The organism is Paenarthrobacter sp. TRD_SC_7 (genome assembly GCF_056156245.1).
Genome location: NZ_CM149587.1, coordinates 1,481,846 through 1,498,148, shown reverse-complemented (window position 1 = coordinate 1,498,148; position 16,303 = coordinate 1,481,846). Strand labels below are relative to the sequence as shown.

15 protein-coding genes and 1 pseudogene are annotated in these 16,303 nt (G+C 60.6%); 8 read left to right on the top strand and 8 right to left on the bottom strand.

The window, feature by feature from the left end; genetic code table 11:
• Positions 1 to 17: 17 nt before the first annotated feature.
• Entirely contained in the window at positions 18 to 425 is a 408-nt protein-coding gene (locus AC0J5Z_RS07385) for a MarR family winged helix-turn-helix transcriptional regulator (protein ID WP_475038492.1), read from the top strand.
• Positions 426 to 812: 387 nt separating this feature from the next.
• Here AC0J5Z_RS07385 and AC0J5Z_RS07380 read toward each other — a convergent pair whose 3' ends face one another.
• Complete coding sequence (locus tag AC0J5Z_RS07380; RefSeq protein WP_475038491.1) at positions 813 to 2,276, bottom strand: protein adenylyltransferase SelO; 1,464 nt, start codon at positions 2,274 to 2,276, stop codon at positions 813 to 815.
• A gap of 195 nt (positions 2,277 to 2,471) precedes the next feature.
• On the opposite strand from AC0J5Z_RS07380, the gene AC0J5Z_RS07375 reads away from it, so the two are divergent.
• Positions 2,472 to 3,581 (top strand): hypothetical protein, encoded by a 1,110-nt coding sequence (locus AC0J5Z_RS07375; RefSeq protein ID WP_475038490.1) that lies wholly within the window; start codon positions 2,472 to 2,474, stop codon positions 3,579 to 3,581.
• A 991-nt stretch (positions 3,582 to 4,572) separates the two neighbouring features.
• Positions 4,573 to 4,800: a hypothetical protein gene (locus AC0J5Z_RS07370; RefSeq protein WP_475039858.1), complete on the top strand. Its 228-nt coding sequence runs from the start codon at positions 4,573 to 4,575 to the stop codon at positions 4,798 to 4,800.
• 80 nt (positions 4,801 to 4,880) lie between these two features.
• Here AC0J5Z_RS07370 and AC0J5Z_RS07365 read toward each other — a convergent pair.
• The 4 genes and pseudogenes from AC0J5Z_RS07365 to AC0J5Z_RS07350 all read right to left on the bottom strand — a co-directional run.
• Positions 4,881 to 5,402: pseudogene (locus tag AC0J5Z_RS07365) on the bottom strand (RNA polymerase sigma factor); the annotation flags it as partial.
• Positions 5,403 to 5,779: 377 nt separating this feature from the next.
• Positions 5,780 to 6,709, bottom strand: a complete 930-nt coding sequence (locus AC0J5Z_RS07360) for a class C sortase (protein ID WP_475038489.1) — start codon at positions 6,707 to 6,709, stop codon at positions 5,780 to 5,782.
• Positions 6,710 to 6,821: 112 nt separating this feature from the next.
• Positions 6,822 to 8,303, bottom strand: coding sequence for a SpaH/EbpB family LPXTG-anchored major pilin (locus tag AC0J5Z_RS07355; RefSeq protein WP_475038488.1), 1,482 nt, complete (start codon positions 8,301 to 8,303; stop codon positions 6,822 to 6,824).
• 88 nt (positions 8,304 to 8,391) lie between these two features.
• Positions 8,392 to 10,974, bottom strand: coding sequence for a DUF7507 domain-containing protein (locus AC0J5Z_RS07350; protein ID WP_475038487.1), 2,583 nt, complete (start codon positions 10,972 to 10,974; stop codon positions 8,392 to 8,394).
• A 326-nt stretch (positions 10,975 to 11,300) separates the two neighbouring features.
• Here AC0J5Z_RS07350 and AC0J5Z_RS07345 point away from each other — a divergent pair, with 326 nt between their 5' ends.
• The 4 genes from AC0J5Z_RS07345 to AC0J5Z_RS07330 all read left to right on the top strand — a co-directional run bounded on the left by AC0J5Z_RS07345 (position 11,301) and on the right by AC0J5Z_RS07330 (position 13,210).
• On the top strand, positions 11,301 to 12,059 hold the full coding sequence (locus AC0J5Z_RS07345; RefSeq protein WP_475038486.1) for a hypothetical protein: 759 nt from the start codon (positions 11,301 to 11,303) through the stop codon (positions 12,057 to 12,059).
• A gap of 94 nt (positions 12,060 to 12,153) precedes the next feature.
• On the top strand, positions 12,154 to 12,465 hold the full coding sequence (locus AC0J5Z_RS07340; RefSeq protein ID WP_475038485.1) for a hypothetical protein: 312 nt from the start codon (positions 12,154 to 12,156) through the stop codon (positions 12,463 to 12,465).
• Between the two features lie 104 nt (positions 12,466 to 12,569).
• Positions 12,570 to 12,896: a hypothetical protein gene (locus AC0J5Z_RS07335; RefSeq protein WP_475038484.1), complete on the top strand. Its 327-nt coding sequence runs from the start codon at positions 12,570 to 12,572 to the stop codon at positions 12,894 to 12,896.
• 131 nt (positions 12,897 to 13,027) lie between these two features.
• A complete protein-coding gene (locus AC0J5Z_RS07330) occupies positions 13,028 to 13,210 on the top strand; it encodes a hypothetical protein (RefSeq protein WP_475038483.1) in 183 nt (60 codons plus the stop codon).
• Positions 13,211 to 13,245: 35 nt separating this feature from the next.
• Here AC0J5Z_RS07330 and AC0J5Z_RS07325 read toward each other — a convergent pair whose 3' ends face one another.
• The 3 genes from AC0J5Z_RS07325 to AC0J5Z_RS07315 form a co-directional block, all read right to left on the bottom strand.
• Complete coding sequence (locus tag AC0J5Z_RS07325) at positions 13,246 to 13,623, bottom strand: hypothetical protein (protein ID WP_475038482.1); 378 nt, start codon at positions 13,621 to 13,623, stop codon at positions 13,246 to 13,248.
• Between the two features lie 107 nt (positions 13,624 to 13,730).
• Positions 13,731 to 13,916 (bottom strand): hypothetical protein, encoded by a 186-nt coding sequence (locus AC0J5Z_RS07320; RefSeq protein ID WP_475038481.1) that lies wholly within the window; start codon positions 13,914 to 13,916, stop codon positions 13,731 to 13,733.
• 11 nt (positions 13,917 to 13,927) lie between these two features.
• Positions 13,928 to 14,344, bottom strand: coding sequence for a TM2 domain-containing protein (locus AC0J5Z_RS07315; protein ID WP_475038480.1), 417 nt, complete (start codon positions 14,342 to 14,344; stop codon positions 13,928 to 13,930).
• A gap of 217 nt (positions 14,345 to 14,561) precedes the next feature.
• On the opposite strand from AC0J5Z_RS07315, the gene AC0J5Z_RS07310 reads away from it, so the two are divergent.
• The gene (locus AC0J5Z_RS07310; RefSeq protein WP_475038479.1) at positions 14,562 to 16,070 is read left to right on the top strand and encodes a GmrSD restriction endonuclease domain-containing protein; all 1,509 of its coding nucleotides are present in this window, start codon (positions 14,562 to 14,564) and stop codon (positions 16,068 to 16,070) included.
• The last annotated feature ends 233 nt before the right edge of the window (positions 16,071 to 16,303 follow it).

The following is a 16,303-nucleotide window of genomic DNA, read 5'->3' as shown; positions in this document are numbered from 1 at the left end:
GTGCCTGATTGCCTGATATGGACCGATGGCCAACCAGCCGGCTGCTGTCCACGGCGGCGCGGCTCGTGGAACTGGCTTGGAATGACAAACTGCGCCCGCTGGGACTGACGTACCCGGCGGTACTTACCCTTGACGCTGTGGCAAAGGCAGGGCCCATCACGCCGGGAAAGCTAGCCGAGAGCGTCCGTGTGCAGGCCCAAACCATGGGCCCGCTCCTGTCCAGGCTCGAATCGCGAGGCTACATCCACCGTCAGCCCAATCGATTCGACCGGCGCAGCCAGCTGGTGTCAATTACAGATTTGGGCCTGACGCTGCTGGAGCAATCCCGCCGTCAGGAGAACACCGTGCTGTCAGCCATCAACCTGGACTCCGAGGGCCTGCGGGAAGAGCTCTTGGCAATAGTGCGCCACGCAAATTTCAACTAAGCGCAAGAATTACCGCGTAGACGAAAGTCCGTCTATCAAGGCAGTATGGAGTTATCCGCTGATGAAGTCCGGCGTCCCAGGGGATGATTCTCCCCACCAACACCGGGCTACAGAGACTTATGTTGATACCCGGACGAGCAGTAAGGGCATCATGAGTCAACTTGGAATCGGCGACAGCCTGCCGGTAGAGCTTCTGAGTTTCAAGGCAACAGAATGCCTCGTATCAACAAGCACTTCTGGTTCAGAAGACGTGTGCGTACTGGATGCAGGACACACGGGTCAGCACCTGGCCGCGGGCGCAGACATGGTGGTTCGGGCCGTCTGGAGCTAGCCCACCCAAATGAAGGCTAGCGACCCGCACCGCTGGGTCGCTAGCCTTCAGCAGCATTACGTGCCGCAGAAGGTCCGATAGGGGCCGAAGCTCTCCGGCGCCGGAACGGCGTATTCTTCCAAGCCCGGCCGTTCCCTGTACGGGTCAGAAACGGCGGTCAGTAACCGCTCCGCCGGGGCTGTGTCCCCCTCAGTTGCGGCAGCGAGCGCTTCCTCCACCAGATGGTTGCGTGGGATGTAAATGGGGTTGACCCGGTCCATGGCTTCGGCATCCGGCGTGATTGCCTGCCATCGTTCCAACCAGGCGTCGAACGCGGCGAGATCCAGGATCTGGCCGCGCGCGGGTTCAACCTCACCGCGAGCTGCCTTGCCGAGGCTTCGGAAAAACGAGGTGTAGTCCGCTCGCGCCTCCTGAACCAGCTCAAGGAGGTCATCCACCAAAGGTGAGGCAACGCCGTCGTCAATTTCCTCGGGCAGCCCAAGCTTGGCTTTCATGCCGCTAAACCAGGTAGCGCTGTACTCCTGGCGGAATCCATTGAGCGCCTCAACGGCAAGGGCCACCGCCTGATCCTCATCCTCGTGAATCAGAGGCGCGATTGATTCGGCGAAACGGGCAAGATTCCACTCCGCAACCAGCGGTTGGTTACGGTAGGCGTAGCGTCCCGTTTCATCAATCGAGCTGTAAACCGCGCCGGGATCGAAACCCTCCATGAAGGCGCACGGACCGTAGTCGATGGTCTCTCCGGACACTGTCATGTTGTCCGTGTTCATGACACCGTGCACGAATCCGACGAGCATCCACTGGGCCACGAGTTTCGCCTGGACTGATATGACGCGCTTTAGGAGTGCCAGGTAACGGTTGGCTTCCGCCGCCGATGACGGGTGGTGGCGTTCGATCGCATGATCAGCAAGCCGGCGAAGCAGTTCGATGTCGTTGGTGGCCCTGGCATATTGGAAACTGCCAACGCGCAGGTGACTGCTGGCCACCCGGGTCAGAACGGCCCCCGGCAGGAGACTCTCACGCTGAACGGGACGCCCTGTGCCAACGACCGCAAGTGATCTGGTGGTGGGAATGTTCAGGGCATGCATCGATTCGCTCACGACGTACTCCCGCAGCATGGGACCAACCGCTGCCTGGCCATCCCCGTTCCGGGCAAAGGGAGTGCGCCCCGAGCCCTTGAGGTGGACGTCGCGAAGCTTCCCGTCAGCACCGGCAATCTCACCCAGCAGGAGGGCACGCCCATCCCCCAAACGGGGTGAGTACCAGCCGAACTGGTGACCAGAGTATCCCTGAGCAACTGGAGTCGCTTCCTCCGGGATCACATTACCGATCAGCAGCTTTACGCCCTCCGGCTTCCGGAGAAAATCAGGATCAAAACCAAGCTCGACGGCGAGGGGCTGGTTGAGTAGCAGAAGCTGCGGATCAGGAGCTTCCTCCGCCCGCCAAGGAATAGCCAACTCCGGGAGGTCGCGTGCGAAATGCCCTTGAAACGCGACGGTGGAATGCGCAACTTCACTCATCTCTCAAGGATATAGATGCCGTCCCCGGCGCGAAATGATGGCCCGGCCCAGCTAACATGTGAACCACTGCCTTTTGGCGGGAGATCCATTGGGGGCGGTTTCCGCCAAAAAGTTAGGCAATACGTGGGTTCATTTGCGCAATCGCGCCGATTTTCAGCAACAAACCGTTGGGCCGTTGGGTGCGCAGCTGCCTCTTTGCTCGCTTTCATCGGCGCCACCGCCCTTTTATTCAGTAACGCCTACTTCCTCCCGTGGGTAGGACCGACCCACCTCATACTGTCGGGATTCGTCGGCCCACTCGCGGCGACCATTTCCGCCGTCGTACTCCTGCTGCGAGCCGGGCGGCTGCCTGCCGGCGTCGCCCTCTTCACAGCGGTAGGCGCGGTGCCCGCATGGGCTTTGGCTGTGATCGCCGCAGCGAGTTGGTCCGTGCGCTTTGACGAAGCTGATATGAATCAGGGCTTCAGCTGGTTCGGGTCCTCGACTTTGCTGTTCATGATTCTGGGGTGGATTGCCGGGACGGCGTGCTTGGCAGTTCCGTTAGGCTCCCTGCTGGCCAGCCGGCGTTCGCTTCCCATCCGCGTCACACAGGCCGTTCTCTTGGCCGCACCCATCGCTCTTGCTCTCGGGGCACTCATGCTGATGCCACCCATGGTTGGCACGTTCGGCGCCGTCGTGCTGCTCATCGTGGCCCTACGGCGGGAACTACCGGTGCCCTCGCCGACCGCGGATCAAACTACGCGAGCGGTCCCCCGACAGGTGGTTGCACCGAACCGCCGAGCTGTGGGCGGCGCGGCGCTGGCGTTGCTCATAGTGGGGCTGGCGTGCGCCGTCTTTGCAGTCACGGGCAGTAGCTGGGCACCCATGGTCACCGACTTCACTCACGCCATGAACCTCGGCCTGGCCTTCGGCGCCTTCGCCAGTATTCTTCTGCTGGGTATTGCAGGGCGGGTACTTGCCCCGCGTCTTGGGCCAACCACGCCCTGGGCTGTCCTTCTCGGATGTGCAGCCATGGCCACCCAAGGGTTAGCGCAGCTCCTTGGGGCGGGACACCCATCTCAGTGGACTGCCACCCTGATTGCAGCAACGCTCATGGGTTTCGCCATTGCACTGCCGTTGGGGCGGTTGGTGGTTGGCAGCCGTTTCGCCCGAATCGCCGTCGTCACCTTGACGGGGCTTGCAGCCACAACGGTTGGCCTCCCGTTGGTAACGATGTCCGCATTCCTTGCCCCGATTGGTTCGGCCGCACTGCTCATCTGGTCATGGAGGGCCGGCACCGCTGGGCGGCCGCGGCTCAGTTCCTGATTCATGGTTGGAGTCCCGGGACTACCCATGCACATCAGCTCCTCATCGGCGAATGCGCGCCGCGCAGGATCAGAACCTGTTGGAGAAGGTAGTTGAAGGGAGCCCATTTCCCGTGAATCGGTAGTCGAGGGTGGTTTGTGAAGTTCCGCCTTCTCGGGAGATCCCCAGCGTGAACTGGAGGTTATCTGGGTCCACCGCCGTGCTCGTGCATACGATGTGCCTTGCGACGGTGTTCCGGGAGGTGCAGCTCCATCCATCAGGTTGGATGAGTTTTCCCGGGATCAGGCTTGCGCCTTCCTGTACCGAGAAGATGACTTCAGCGGTCTCGGGAATTGTGTTGCCGTCAATGTGGAAGGTGATAGTGACTTGGTCATCGGCTGCGGATGCGCCTGGCCCTGCGCTGAAGCTCGCCGTTATCTGTGGTGAGGTCGTTTCGCTTGGGGACGGCGTAGGACTGGGGGTCGGAGGCCCACTCGGTGTAGGACTGGGGGTCGGAGGCCCACTCGGTGTAGGGCTTGGCGTCGGAGGCCCACTCGGCGTAGGGCTTGGCGTCGGGATGGCTGGGGGCGCCTGCGTGCTCGTGCCGGGTGGCAGCTCCGAAGGAGGCCGGGTTGGCGGGCGGGTTGCCGGGCCGGTTCCCGGTGAGCTGTGTTGTTGGGTGGGCAAAGGACGTAGACGGTTCGATGGGGCCGGAAAGTTGGCCGGGCTGCGTTGCACGCTTTTAAGGGCCGGGAGTGGATACGGGTTCGCGGGGGCCTCTTCTGTGGGCTGAGTGGAAGTAGTCCTCGTTGGTTGTTCCGACGCGGCCGGGACGGACTTCGGGTTTGTCCTTTGAGATTCAGTGGCTTGTGCGCCCTGGGTGGATGCTGGTAAGTCGCCCGCTCCCGGTCTTGCGGGGATGGTGGTCCCGGTTCCGGCCAAGGCTATGGTGGCACCCACAATGACAGCTGTCCCGGTGAGAGCCACTGCTCCGGTTTTCAGCATGACTGGCATGGATTTCGAGCCGATTCCTGCGATGGCGCCAACACCCGCTGCGGTGCCCGCGACCGCAGGAAGCCCGGAGGTGAATGCCACCCCCGCGATCAGCGGGAAGATGACTGCTCTCATGGAGGACTGCACGTCGTTCAAGTCCACGAGCAATGCCGTGCATTTGGAACATGATGCGAGATGGTCGTGGACCTTGTCGTGGGCTCGTCTGCTGAGTCCATTCCGGGAGTAAGCTCCGAGCTGATCTGCGTATCCCTGGCACTCCTTGCCCGTTGACTCCTTAATGTGGTGTTGCAAATATGCCTGGCGTAGGCCTTCCCTGGCACGGATGGCCAGCGACGACACCCCATTGGGGGTTATTCCCAGTATTTTCGAGGTCTCCGCCGGTTTCATTCCCTCAATGTCGACATACCAAAGGACTTCGCGCCAGCGCTCCGGGAGCGACTTGAACGCAGCGGCCACTGCGCTTGACTCAAACCCGGCCAGTACAGGGTCTTCAAAGTTTTCAGTCTGATCCAGGAACAGACTGTCTGACGCGGGAAGGCTGCGGGCCGCCAAGCGGTTTTGAGTCTGCGCGATGCGCCGCACAACCGTAAGCAGGTAGGCCCGAAAGAAAGTATCAGGGCCCTTGCCAAGCATGAGGGCCTGGTGGATGGATGCGAACGCTTCCGAGACGATGTCCTCGATATCGGCAGTGTTGTTTACTTGCCCTGCTGCGACATATCGTGCAATGTCGCGGTGGCGATCAAAGAGACCCGCAAAGGCGTTTTGGTCCCCCGAACGAACTCTCAGGATGAGCTCAGCATCGCTTAGAGTTTCCGTCGCAGTTGCCACTGAAGTTCCTATCTCCGGTCTTATCTCTTAGCCGGCGTCAGCGGTGCTATCAGCGGCTTTTCCAGGCACCGGAGCCCGTCTCCTGCTGCTGTCCAAGCAGTAGATGACATTGTCTCGGCGAGTAGATTCACTTGTGCGGAGCGGCATCGAGAACCTGTCCACAGCAATCGAATCCACGCCGTACTTCTTTAGTGGGGCGTAGGGGCTTTTTATGTCGCGGAATGGCCAGAGATTTGAAAAAAGTTGTGAATGCTGGCGCCATGGGTCCAAACCACTGGGCAAATTTGACCGGATCGCACACCACCCGGAAGTGTTGAAGTGCCTCCGGAGGCGTGCCTGATTCTGTCGTTCATTCGGCCTGTCGATGGTGCCATCGGTTAGGCATGCAGAGTTTCAGGCTGTTGATCCACATCGGCGGCCGGAGATGATTCCCGGGGGCGGGTGATGAAGATGGCAGCCGCTGCCGCCCCGATAAGGCCCAGGACCCACCAGGGGAAACCCGGGTCTGCCGCTTGGCTAGGCATTGTTTGCGGGCTCTCGGCACTGGGGGCCTCTATACGTTCGCCGCGGACGAGCAAGCGATGACTGTTGACGCCCGTGGGTGTACAGGTGATGAGAGTTACGTAGTCCTTGCCGGGCACCTTTCGGAGTGCGTCCGTTTGATCCGGCAGAACGGTTTGGATCGAGTCCACTTTGTAGTAGATGGTCTGGTCCAGGACACTGATGCTGAAGGTTTCTCCTTCAGCGACTTTATCCAGGTCGTCGAAAAGCGTGGCATTGACGAAGCCCGAGTGCGCGCTGAGGACGCTATGAGTTCCTTCTCCCCCAACTGGCAGTGCCGAGCCGAAGAGGTGACCAGCGCCCTTGGACAGTGAGTCTTCGTCCGTGCCATGGAATATTGGCAGGTCCGAATGGATGGAGGGGATACTGATGCGGCCCATCATTCCACCAGGACCTACATCGAGCAGATTTTGGTAGGCGTCTGATCCTGCGCCAATGGTGGTCTGTTTGCCCTCGTCATTGAGGGAGTAGGGGTCTCGGAGAGGGCCGGAAGGAAGTTCCTCGTTGAAATTCCTCGCCGCGTCAAGGATGGACTCCTTGGCGGAAGGGTTTAGATTCTCGACGGTATCGACGTAGCCACTTATTTCAGTGGCGTGGACGCGGTCCGAGAACCAGGCTGCCGCTGTTGGGTAGAGCAGAATCCCTACACCCATGATGGCGATCAGGACTATGAGGATGCGTTGTTTGTTCCATGGTCCGATGACTCGGCCGAGGTCGCGTCGGGAAGGGGTTTGGGTGTGAGTCATCTGGGTCCTGTGGCGGGGGTGTGTAGTGCTGAAACTTCAAAGTGGGGAAGATCGCCAAAACGATCTTCCCCACTTTGGCTACTTGGGAGTCACGGTTGCGGCTCCCAAGGTGTTAGCTGTTGGTGGTCTTGCGGTTCCTGACGAACAGCAGGCCTGCACCAACGACCAGGAGAGCCCCGGCTGCGTAGAGCAGACCGGTTCCGACGCCACCGGTGAGGGGCAGTTCGAAGCCACCGTTGGACGGGATGTTCTTCACGCTCAGGTCAATGCCGACGCTCGTGCTGGCAGAGTTGATCAGGAAGGAAATCGGCTCGGCGAGCAGCTCGTATCCGGTCGGGGCGGTGGTCTCCACCAGGTAGTAGGTGCGGTAGTCAGCCGAACCCGGTGCAACAGCTGCGCCATCGGCCCAGTCCGAGTAGCGCAGACCGGAGATGGTCAGGGTTCCATCGGCGGCGACGGTGAAGACGCTCTGGCCGTTCAGCACGACCGGGTTGGTGCCGGCCAGTGCGTCAGCTTCGTTGGTGTAGACCGAGAAGGAAGCCCCAGCAAGGGCAGTGCCGTTCTCGTTGACCTTCTGCAGCGTCATTTCGCCCCACTTGGTAACAACCGGAGGAGTCACGATCGGGCCGCCGGGCTGGCCCGGGGTGACGGAGAAACTGGGAAGGTTCGGGTAAACGGGTGCTTCGTTTTCGATTTCACCGATGGTGTTGACGGTGGTGTTTACAACAACCTGTACGCGGGTGTCATTGTTCGCTGCCAGTACTGCGAGGCCTGCGGGGGTGAAGACGACGGAGACCGTGTTCGTTGCTGCGTCGAAGACGACGTTGTAGTGGGTGCCTTCGGCGATAACGGTGCCATCAAGCAGAGTAGCTGTGGCGCCCACGTAGGTCAGCTTGGGATCGAGTACGTCTACGATCTTGTAACCATCGATGACGGCTTCGTTAGGGATGTCACCGGTGATGGTGAAGTCAATCTGGTCGCCCAGCTTCACGTCGGGGGCGTCCGTGACGGTCTTTTCCGCACCGGCAATCGAGTTCTTCGGGTAGACGTGGACGTCGTAGATCCAGTTGTCCTGGTTATCCGGATCGGTCAACGGAACCGATACCAGGAACGGAGCTGCAGGAGTAACACCGGCGGGGTAGTTGGTCTCGGTGACCAAGTACAGGCCGACGGGGAGATTGGCGAACGATGCGCTGCCGTCAGCTGCCGTGGTCTGTGCCTGCCCTGCACCCAAGGTGTAGCCGGCCCCTGTAATGGAGCCTTCAGGATCGGCGGGGGCGAAGACGCTGCTCAGGTTATGGGCTGCGTCCCAACCGGCGTTTGTAGACAGGTCAATGGTGTTGACCTGCTGAATGGTGAATTCGATGCCGCCCAACGGCGTCAGCCCGGAGGTGTCTACCGCAGTGCCGTTGTTCGGAAGGCCCGTGGGAGTGGTGGGGCGTTCGAACTTGTGGACTGTGATGGAACCGGTTTGGTCGCCATCAACCAAAGGCGCTGCCGAGGCCGGCGCGACGGAGAAGGACATGGCCAGCACCGCCCCGGCTATGGTTGCTGCGGCGGTTTTCCACAGCCGCAAGGAGCTTGGATTACTCACTTTGTATCTTCTTTCTATTGATGGTTTGGATGCTCGGGAGTGAACATTCTGCGTTCCGGGATGGCCGTCTTAGCGGCCCCCAGGAGGTCTAAGTGCGGGTGATGTTTCGGCGGCGGGTGTTGACAACTCCCAGGCCGAGGGCCATCAGGACGAGAATCGATCCGGCTGCGGTGAAGGGCCACCAGCCGATGCCGCCAGACTCTGGCATTTCCAAGGCCGGCACATCGCGCACGGTGATGAGGAAGATCCCATCACCGTCGCTGTCACTGCTGGTCACGACGTCCGTACCGCTGCCCTGCCCAACTGTCACGGCACCGCTGGCTGCAACCGTAAATTTCACAGGCTCGGCCAACAGGTTGAATCCCTCAGGTGCAGAGGTCTCTTCGAGCCAGTAGATACCTGGCAGAATTCCGTCGAGTTGGAACAGACCTGTTTCACCTGCAACTGCGAGCGCGCTCGGGCTTGCAAGAGCAGCTCCGGGGACGCCGTTGTTGTCGGTGTAAATCATCCAGGACGAACCAGCCATTCGGACCCAGGTAGCGCCCGAAGACTCACCAACTTTTTCGATAAGGACTTTGGCGGGCGTCTGGTGTGTGGTGGTGCAGTCAGGCCCGGGACCGGAGGAGCCGGATCCGGCACAAGTTTGGGGAGGTGTGCTGCCGCTGCCGGTCACTGTGTTGACCAAAGTGGCGTTCCAGGCACCGGTCTTGACCGTGACGCTGTAGCGCAATGTCGCTGTTTGACCGGCAGGAAGAGTGAAAGCGGCCGTAGTCAATGTTGTTGAGGGGGCAACCGGGTCCGTCACCGGAACCGGGGCGCCTGTACCTATGGTGAGAGTTGCTGAGCCGGGAACGTACGTTGCATTGTCCAGAACGTCAGCGAGATTGTCCGTGAGGACCACCCCGGTGATGATGCCGCTGAGGCTGGTCGCTGTCACTGAGTAGTTAATGGTCTGGCCGGGCGTTACCGATCCGTTCGCGGGAACTGCACCGTTGACCGTCGCCGTCTTCTTGATCTTCCACGCAGGGGGTGCCTTGATTTCTGCATCGTCCGTGGCGGTGACCGGTGGTCCTATGGGCGGGTTGCCGGTGACTTTGGCGGTGTTAGTCAGAACACCGGTGGTGACATCGTTCTGGGTCACAACGTAGGTGGCCGTGGCAGTTACCGATTGCCCGGCCAGCAACACACCGGGCAATCCCGGCCATGTGTAAGTCAAAGCCGACATGGTACCTGTGCCGGAGAACTGGGTTTCGCTGATCACGACACCGGTCAAGGTGACGTTGCCGGTGTTCTTGGCCACGAAGGTATAGGTGGCCGTTTGGCCCACCACTAGCGTGGTCCTGTCCACGGTTTTGACCAACGTGATGGCCGGAACACCTGCAGGGGCGATGGTGACGATATAGTCCTCCACCTCGCCTGAATTCGAGGGTCCAATGGGCACCTGAGTCTGGGTGGTGTTGTAACCAATCCGGAAACGTGCATAGGTGGTCCCGGCAGTCATCCCCGCGGGGACAGCAGTCCAGTTGAGCGTGGCCGACGTGGCGCCCGCCGCGAAAGTGGCGCAAGCCCGCTCCGCGGTATTGTTAAAGATCCCGTCCTTGTTGACGTCGATCCACCCACACGTGATTCCGGCTTTGCTGGCACCGCTGATGGTGACGGTTCTGGAGTAGCTGGTGACCCCCGCCGTCATAGGCGCCATGACGACGCCGTCGTCCATCTGGTCCAGCGCTGCAGTGGCGCTGGCGTTGGGAGACGCCGTGCCGTTGGCAACGTTGGCGTTATCCTCGGTGATGTTGGCGCCCAGCGTAACGTCGGAGGTAACCGCCCTCGCTGCGTTGGCTTGGTCATAGGACGCCGGGGCATCCCCGAAGTCCTGCGGAACCGTTGCGGCCATGAGGAAGTTGTCTTGGTTGTGCTCATTGGCATTCGTGACGACGTTGTCCGTGTAGCCGGGCAGCGAGTTGCCGGTCGGAACGTGAACGCTGCTGACATTGAAGGTCAGGGAGGTAACTACGCCGTTGACTCTCACCGAACCGCATGCAGCTGTTGCCTGGGCATTGAGCGGAACAGGATCGCCACCTTGGGCTGTGCTGCTGCACGAAACACCGGTGTTGTCATTCACTGCCGTGATGGAGTTACCACTGACAGCGAGGTTGCTTCCGGACAGCTTACTCATGGTCAACCCCGCGGTGGCGAGGTTCAAGACGACGTGGTACTGCGACTGCCGATCAATATCGCCGTCGTTGCCCACATCGAGGGACACGTACCCGCCCATCCCTGCCAGATTCAGTATCGGGTTCCTGACAGGTTGGCTAAAAGCAACAGTGACGGTGCCCAGCCCCGAACATGTCCCACTGGCCGGGCAGTTATTCACGGCGTCCGTCCAAAACTCGACGGCGGGCGAACTATTGGGGACGCTCTGGGAATAGTCAGAGGCGACGAACCCACGGCTGTCCAGCGTCGTCCTGCCCGCCAGATAGGTCAAACCGGACTGGTCATAGGTGGTGGTCAGGTTTGATCCCGGCATAGTCAGCACGGCGGCTCCGCCAGTAACGTTTGCCGGGGCAGTTGCCACTTCGTACGCCTGCGCCGGCACACCGAATGACAGCCCTCCCAGGACCACTATCAACGCAGCAACGATGGCTGTCGCTCTCCCACGGGGAAACTTCACTGGAGGGTCCTTCCAAGAACTCTTGCGCAACCGCTCCAACTACGGAGCGAAATATGTACAGGGCAGAGCACGCCCCCTACGCAAGGGCGAGGCTCCACTAATGAAGTAGCGAAGCAACGCCGAATGTGTCGCAGATTCTTAGAAGTTTTCGATAGTCATCTATCGCAGGACCGGTAAAGCCTTGGTTTGGCGGGGATTCGGGGGCTCACTGAACGTGTGCTGTGCACTCCCGGGGCCTCAGCAGGCAGACTTTTCTGCCCTGGCATCACCCGCCCCAATTCTTGAATGTCGCGACACATTTCCCCCGCCAGCTGTACTTACTTGACATGAGTGACCAAACAGAGATTCTTAGCGGCGACCTCGTTATTACATCTTTTGGACTCCAACGGCGCTGGCAGCAAAGCAGCCTGCAAGCGGGTTGGAAGCTGCCGGGTGATTGGCTGGTACCCGAAGTAGAGGAGATTACGAGAGCGAGAACCCGGGGCGATGGACTGCAAAATGTGGTTGAACGGCTGGGTGCATCGCGCGCATACCACGGCGTGGGCATCAGGGAGACAATGTTGGACCTCTGGGCCTTCTACATGGTTGCTGAGCTCCCCGCAAATGACTATTCCATGCTGGCGCTGGTCGAGGGATGGACGGCGGAGGTGGAGCGGCCCGAACCGCTTTCCTGCACTGACGTCCACACAGGCCTTTCCACGTTTGCCCATTTCGAACGGCTTATCTATGACATCGCCCTGAGTGGGAGCAGGGCACAACAAGCCCTGACCATTGCGACGCTTCATCTTGAATGGTCCGACTACGGCCGACGTCTTGGCTGGAATCTGCTTGCGGACATCGGAAACATTTGCAGCCAGGAACTGGCTTCCATCGACGGCGCCGCCGCGTACCACCGCGGAAGCATTCACATCCTCTTAGAGCGCAACAATCAAAGCTACGAAGCTCTCTTCCGCTGTCGCGAACGCCTCGATGGGCTCACCGGGCTTTCACATCGGGGCACGACAGTTAAGTTTGAGGCTGTTCCGACCACGCATGTGGGTTTTGCGAAAACAACGGCTGCACTCCGCACCCGACGAGCGGCCTGACGGTTTTTTGTAGTCATTGCGCCCACTACGTCTCGCGATCCAACCCCCAACAGCCCATCAGGAGAGAACTGCGATGGTTTCTTATCAAGCGAACATGGCAACGACAATCGGTCTGGCGAATCCGGAAGCGTGGAATCCACACGTCGTCATCATGGGAGTCGTCCTGCTGGTAGCCGGAGTGCTGGCCTCGATCGTCGTCTTTTTCATGCTTGTGCTCTCTCCCCTGACAGCCCTGGCCTTCAAGAAAAGACGCAAGCACTTTCGTGCGCGAGACGCCCGGATGCTGAAGGCAGATGCAGGATCCAGGGCGGTGGCTGCAAATATCCCATCGGTCGAGCGCCCGTCCTCATCGGTAGGACCCCGGCATCTCCTATCAACGGACGGCAAGGCACTGCGCTGGTGGTGATTGCTCTAGGAAGTAGAGAAATTGCCCAAAGATCGGTCGTAACAGCAGACCCGGAACGTATGCTGGAAAAGCACTTCACCGCGTGGTGCGCACGATTCAAAATCATGCCCAGTGAGTCCGGGTTCACGACCGAAACAGGCCACGAGGTCTATCCCGCCCATGGAATAACCGAGGCCGATGGGACTGTTTGGCTGTCTGCCTTGGCATCCTTTGATAGATCCGGGATCCGCGGGCAGGTGGAGAACAATTCCCGTTTCCGCGACATGCTCGCCAGCGTGGGCAAAATGCCTGACAGGGCCCCTGACGGGATAGCGCTGTTGATCGGCCGAACACCGTACCAAGTGATTTTCCAGAACACAAAGGACGCCGGCGGAGACCACATTATCAACGTCGCCTTCATCAATCGCGCACCTCTGCAAGCCGGCAGCTGAGCCAGGGCACCAGAGCGCTCCGGAGCTGCTCCGAATCACCGCTGTGGCCGCCACGCGATAACCGAACAATGCGCCTCAACCCCATCTCCTCAAGCACAACAAACAGTAAAATAGGAGCTAGAGGTAATGCGATGTCTGTGGCTTTGGTTGTTGTGTTGGTCCTACTGGGTTTGGCCTCCCTCGCTGCTGCGATAGGCGCAGTGGTCTTGGTGATCCGCGACGGCCGCGGCGAAATTCCGCTGGAACCGTCCGTCCGGCCGTGGGTTGCAGGAAACCTTCCAAGTCGCCCCTACTCCACGCTCCCCCGTATTTAGCGCGCACCCACTGCGGGGCCTGCCACCGGGCCGAGTCAGGGCTGAATATGACGCCTCAAGGCATCCAGGGTAGTCTCCGGCGAGGTGTTGAAGCAGAACGGGATTCCGGGTGACTCTGCGCTACACGTGTTGACAACCCGTTCGAAGAGTTCCGTGTACTCCGGAACCATCCTGATGCCACCACCGATCATCACCAGACCGAAACGGTCACGGGCAAAGGCTTCACGGATCTCCGCTTCGGCCTCGTCTGGAGAAGTGCCGATCAGGCAGGACACGGCATCAAAACCCGCGGCGATGGTTGCGCCGAAACCAGCCTCGATCCGTTCGGTCATGGTGGCTTCATCGAGTCCGGGAGGCAGCTTGCTGTAGTCGAGCGCACTGGCGTGGATACCGATCATCAGGATTCGAGTCATGCCGCTCACTGTGCCACGCAGCAGGTGGACTGCATAGACGGGGGCTGCATCCCAACGCAACGAAGAGGGCGGCCGAACTCGCCGGCCGCCCTCCAACCTCGACAAAGTTACTTCGTGGTCAGCACGTTCCAAAGGATCAGATCGTGAGCATGCCGGGCCTTGTCGTCACCGCGGAAATCGGCTTCCTTGATGCTGCCGCCGGTATCAATGCCAATGCTCGACGTCGACGCGAACCGGCCCATCATCGATTTGTTGGACAGCATGGAGACGGACCGGATGTTCTTGTAGGGCACGGCTTCCCGCGTCAGTCGCGAAGGGGAACGCCCTTGGCGTCCCTCCGGAAGTACTCAGCACCGGCAAGGATCATGATGCCCTCGACCAGGCCCCACAGGCCCACCAATCCGAACGTGAAGATGCCCAGCACCACCGTGAGAACCAGCTGGATGACACCAATAGTGGTGTAGCCCAGGTAGAAACGGTGGATGCCGAGGCCGCCCAGGAAGATTCCCAAAAGGCCTGCAGCGATCTTCGACTTCGGCTGCGGGTAGCCGTAAGCCATGTTGGGCTGCGGCGGCTGTGGAGGCTGCGGCTGCTGGGGCACCTGCGGCTGGGCGTAGTACTGAGGCTGCGGCGGCTGTGCGGAATAGTCCGGCTGCTGCGGCGCCGGAGGCTGGTGGCCTCCCGGTGTGTCCGGATTGTTGTCGGGGTGCGGCTGTGTCATGGTGATGCCTTTCGGAGAATGTTGATCCAGCCCAAGGTGCAGGGCGACGACAATCTTCGACGAGATCCCCAACATCCATGTGCCGATCATCAGTCTGACTGACGCAGCCCCGCCACGCCACCAACAACGCATGGTTCCTTATCTGTCAGTCCCCGGCGGGTAGCATCCGAATGAATGCGCTGCTCAGAGCGCACACAATCGAATATGGGGAACCCAGATGCCCAAGGCACTTTCGTGGTTGGCGATTCTTTCGCTGACCGCGTCGGCGGCTGTCTTCACGCCGCAAACCGCAATGGCCTCAGAAACGGCCAGCGTTTCAACTCTTTTCTCGTCATTGACTGTCACGTCAGAAACGAGCAGCGGCTACGACCGCGATCTCTTTCAGCACTGGACAGATGCTGACGGCGACGGCTGCGACACCCGCTCCGAGGTGCTCCAACAGGAGTCACTGATGCCGGTGGCGTTCAGCTCGGGCTGCACCGTAGGCACAGGGCAGTGGACATCCTGGTACGACGGCGGCACCTGGACAAACGCGTCCGACGTCGACATCGACCATTTGGTCCCCCTCGCCGAAGCCTGGGGTTCCGGCGCGAGCGCCTGGACGGCCGAACAGCGGCGCGACTATGCCAACGACCTCACCTTGGACGTGGCCCTCGAAGCTGTTACAGACAACGTGAACCAGTCCAAGAGTGACCGCGATCCAGCAGAGTGGATGCCGCCACTGGCCGGAACCGCCTGCGAATACATCACAGACTGGGTGCTGGTGAAATACCGCTGGCAGTTGACCGTTGACACGGCTGAATCCGCGGCAATTTCGTCCACACTGCAGGGTGGCTGCGGAACCACCATGGTCCCCGTCCCAACCATCGCTGTTGAATCCACACCCGTTGATCCGGGCCCGATCACTTTCACAGACGTCAACGGGTCAACGAAATTCAATGTGGAAATCTCCTGGCTCGCTTCGCAGGGCATCTCCACCGGCTGGGTGGAAGCCGACGGGAGCCGGACCTACCGGCCGCTGAATGCCGTGAACCGTGACGCCATGGCGGCTTTCCTGTATCGCCTCGCCGGCAAACCTGCCTTCACGCCCCCGGCGACGTCGCCCTTCACCGACATCACGCCGTCGAGCCAGTTCTACAAGGAAATCACCTGGCTCGCAGCAAGAGGCATCTCCACGGGTTGGACAGAGCAGGACGGCTCCAAGACCTATCGTCCACTCAGCCCGGTCAACCGTGACGCCATGGCTGCCTTCCTCTACCGGTTCGGGGGCAATCCCGCGTTCTCCGCACCGGGCACTTCGCCATTCGTGGATGTCCAGGTTGGAAGCCAGTTCTACCAACAAATCACTTGGCTGGCATCGCAGGGCATCTCCACCGGTTGGGACATCGGCTACGGCTGCCGCGCCTACAACCCGGTCCAGCCAGTGGCCCGTGACGCCATGGCCGCCTTCATGTACCGGTTCGTCAACGGCGGCACTGGAGGGATCAGCGGCAGCACATGCTCGCCGCCGCCCCCGCCGGTGGTAACGCCGCCGCCAACACCCAAGCCGCCGGTGACGCCGCAGCCGCCTGCCAACCCTGGCGACAGTAAGAACTGCACGAGTTTCAGTACGTGGCAGGCCGCCCAGGCTTGGTTCGACACCTACTACCCGTGGTACGGCGACGTCGCCCGACTGGACTCGGACGGCGACCGCATCGCCTGCGAAAGCCTGCCCGGCCACCCTTAGCGGAAACTACGACGGCGGGTCCTGGCTTTTGATGCCAGGCCCCGCCGTGCCACTACACAAAGGGGCAGTACTTCCCATCCATTGATGGCAATCCAGCTGTCCGTTCAGGGAATCATGCTGGATGCATGCCCCCTTTTGAGCTTGAACCAGACTCGTGGCGGAGTCTTTGGGATCTCAGCTCTTAGCACCTGGCGGAATCACTAGGTCGCTGCAGCATCTGGTCTCTATGCAGC

Bases quoted from the DNA above. Each gene is read 5' to 3' on its own strand.
- AC0J5Z_RS07360 (WP_475038489.1), bottom strand. From the start codon at position 6,709: ATGACTCACACCCAAACCCCTTCCCGACGCGACCTCGGCCGAGTCATC.
- AC0J5Z_RS07335 (WP_475038484.1), top strand. From the start codon at position 12,570: ATGCCCAGTGAGTCCGGGTTCACGACCGAAACAGGCCACGAGGTCTAT.
- AC0J5Z_RS07345 (WP_475038486.1), top strand. From the start codon at position 11,301: ATGAGTGACCAAACAGAGATTCTTAGCGGCGACCTCGTTATTACATCT.
- AC0J5Z_RS07310 (WP_475038479.1), top strand. From the start codon at position 14,562: ATGCCCAAGGCACTTTCGTGGTTGGCGATTCTTTCGCTGACCGCGTCG.
- AC0J5Z_RS07330 (WP_475038483.1), top strand. From the start codon at position 13,028: ATGTCTGTGGCTTTGGTTGTTGTGTTGGTCCTACTGGGTTTGGCCTCC.
- AC0J5Z_RS07370 (WP_475039858.1), top strand. From the start codon at position 4,573: ATGGATTTCGAGCCGATTCCTGCGATGGCGCCAACACCCGCTGCGGTG.
- AC0J5Z_RS07315 (WP_475038480.1), bottom strand. From the start codon at position 14,344: ATGACACAGCCGCACCCCGACAACAATCCGGACACACCGGGAGGCCAC.
- AC0J5Z_RS07380 (WP_475038491.1), bottom strand. From the start codon at position 2,276: ATGAGTGAAGTTGCGCATTCCACCGTCGCGTTTCAAGGGCATTTCGCA.
- AC0J5Z_RS07340 (WP_475038485.1), top strand. From the start codon at position 12,154: ATGGCAACGACAATCGGTCTGGCGAATCCGGAAGCGTGGAATCCACAC.
- AC0J5Z_RS07385 (WP_475038492.1), top strand. From the start codon at position 18: ATGGACCGATGGCCAACCAGCCGGCTGCTGTCCACGGCGGCGCGGCTC.
- AC0J5Z_RS07325 (WP_475038482.1), bottom strand. From the start codon at position 13,623: ATGACTCGAATCCTGATGATCGGTATCCACGCCAGTGCGCTCGACTAC.